The sequence below is a fragment of the Pseudomonas sp. PB106 genome, from assembly GCF_009764645.1.
Classification (GTDB): domain Bacteria; phylum Pseudomonadota; class Gammaproteobacteria; order Pseudomonadales; family Pseudomonadaceae; genus Aquipseudomonas.
In genome coordinates, this window is the sequence record NZ_RWIM01000129.1 from 1 (window position 1) to 2,228 (window position 2,228).

Annotated in this window: 2 protein-coding genes; both read right to left on the reverse strand. The window is 56.2% G+C overall.

Annotated elements, in window-relative coordinates:
• Positions 1-58 precede the first annotated feature (58 nt).
• Complete coding sequence (locus tag EJA71_RS18020; RefSeq protein ID WP_158958969.1) at positions 59-1,027, reverse strand: GTP 3',8-cyclase MoaA; 969 nt, start codon at positions 1,025-1,027, stop codon at positions 59-61.
• A 137-nt stretch (positions 1,028-1,164) separates the two neighbouring features.
• Entirely contained in the window at positions 1,165-1,803 is a 639-nt protein-coding gene (locus EJA71_RS18025) for a TetR/AcrR family transcriptional regulator (protein ID WP_007908276.1), read from the reverse strand.
• Between the last annotated feature and the right edge of the window lie 425 nt (positions 1,804-2,228).

Consider the following 2,228-nt stretch of genomic DNA (forward strand, 5'->3'; position numbering starts at 1 on the left):
GCTCCCACATTCGAAATGCATTCCAAATGTGGGAGCGAGCTTGCTCGCGAAAGCGGGTTCAGCCGCCGATGATTTTCATGACGGTGGCGCCGCCGGAGAAAGCCACTTCCTGCTTGTCCCCCAACGCCTTGACCAGCAAACGCTGTAACGCTGGCAGCGCCTGATGACGCGGCTTGTCGAGCAGATCGCCGACATAATGGCGATTGCTTGACGACAGGCAACCGTGCAGCCATCCGGTCGACGACAAGCGCAGGCGTGAGCATGTCCGGCAGAACGGCACGCTTTCATTGGCGATCACGCCGAAGGTGCCCAACCCCGGGATCGCATAGCGCACGGCGGTGGCGTCCACAGGCGCATCGGTTTGCGCGTATTCATAGCGCTCGCCGATCAGCGCCAGCAACTGCTGCAGGCTGACGAACTGTTGCAGGAACGCGTTGTTGTCCTTGGCCAGATGGCCCATGCGCATCAACTCGATAAAACGCAGTTCGTATCCGCGCTCCAGGCAGTAATCGAGCAGCGGCATGACCTGATCGAGGTTTTGTCCGCGCAACGGCACCATGTTGACCTTGATCTTCATGCCCGCAGCTTTCGCTTGATCCATGCCATCGAGCACGGTGGCCAGGTCACCGCCACGGGCAATGCTGCGGAACGCGCCGGCGTCTAAAGTATCGAGGGACACGTTGATCCGACGCAGGCCGGCATCGACCAGCAGCGGGAGTTTCTTTGCGAGGAGTTGACCGTTGGTCGTCAGGCTGATGTCTTCCAGGCCCATCTTGCCGACAGCGGTCATGAACGATTCGAGTTTGGGGCTGACCAGCGGTTCACCGCCAGTGATGCGTAGCCGCTCGATGCCGGCGGCTTCGATCAGATACGCCACGCCACGCGCCATCGCGTCGGCCGACAGTTCATCCTGCGCAGCCACCAACCGCTTGCCGTTGGGCACGCAGTAGGTACACGCGTAATTGCAGGCTGAGGTCAGGCTGATGCGCAAATTGCGAAAACGCCTGCCTTGACGGTCAACGATCATGATCACTCCGGCGATAGAATTTCGAGCCGCTAAAACTTGACTCACAAATCAAGTTTTAGCAAGCCCTATGCCTGAGTATATTCCTGCGGTACTGCGTCATGTAGCGAAATCATGGCGCAATAAGGCTGCTGAATGGCTCAGCTGCTTGGGGTTTCCGGATCGCGCTTGCGCTTGTTGCCCATGCGCACGCCGATGTCCATCAGGAACTGGAAGAAACCTTCCTGATCTTCCAGCACATTGCTCCAGAACGGCGAGTGATACAGCGCCACAGCGCCGTGCACCAGCGCCCAGGATGCGCAGTAGTGGAAGTACGGCGGCACGTCTTCGAGCTTGCCTTCGCTGATGCGGCCCTTGATCAACAAGGTCAGGCGTTCAAAATTCGAGGCACGGATCTTGTGCAACTCCTCGACCATCTCCGGCACCTGATTGCCCTTGACCACCTTCTCTTCGAGGCGGTCAAACAGGCGATAACGCTGAGGGTCGCGCATGCGGAATTCGAAGTAGGCACGGGACAGCGCTTCCTTGTCCTTGTCGACATCCGCCGAATGCAGCAGCTCGTTCAAATCACGCTCGTAGTCGAGCATCAGGCGCAGATAAATCTCGGCCTTGGATTTGAAGTGCTTGTAGATCGTGCCTTTGCCGATACCCACGGCATCAGCAATCATCTCGACGGTGACACTGTCTTCACCTTGGTCGAGGAACAGCTTGAGCGCGGTATCGAGAATTTCTTGCTCGCGGCGACGAAACTCACGGACCTTACGAGGTTCTTTGTGCATAAGAAAAGGTCTGAAGGGTCAAAATTCGAAGCCGCGTATTATGCCTAACTTGCGCAAAAATGCACGGATCATCCGACCATATCTGTGTTTCTTGTTCGTTTTGAGAACGTTTTGGGCGCAATGAGAACTCAACTGAAGCAAACGTATTCCAAATTTGTTTAAAAACCCCGACCGGCTCACTGGACTGCACGCCAGACTGATCAATACTTGAACTGTCGGGCGACATCTCCCCCAAGTGTCGCGCCGATAAAGGTACCAACGGACCGCGTGCCTTTGTTTTACTCCTAATGGTCTTAACCCGGATTCACCCCCCAGAACCCGGGTTTTTTTTGCCTGCGATTTAACGCTTACCCCTGCTACCTGAACATCAGACCTGTAGGAGCTGCCGCAGGCTGCGATCTTTTGATCTGGCTTTTTTTAGATCA

Excerpts from the sequence above, each read along its gene's own strand:
- EJA71_RS18025 (WP_007908276.1), bottom strand. The coding sequence starts at position 1,803 with ATGCACAAAGAACCTCGTAAGGTCCGTGAGTTTCGTCGCCGCGAGCAA.
- EJA71_RS18020 (WP_158958969.1), bottom strand. The coding sequence starts at position 1,027 with ATGATCGTTGACCGTCAAGGCAGGCGTTTTCGCAATTTGCGCATCAGC.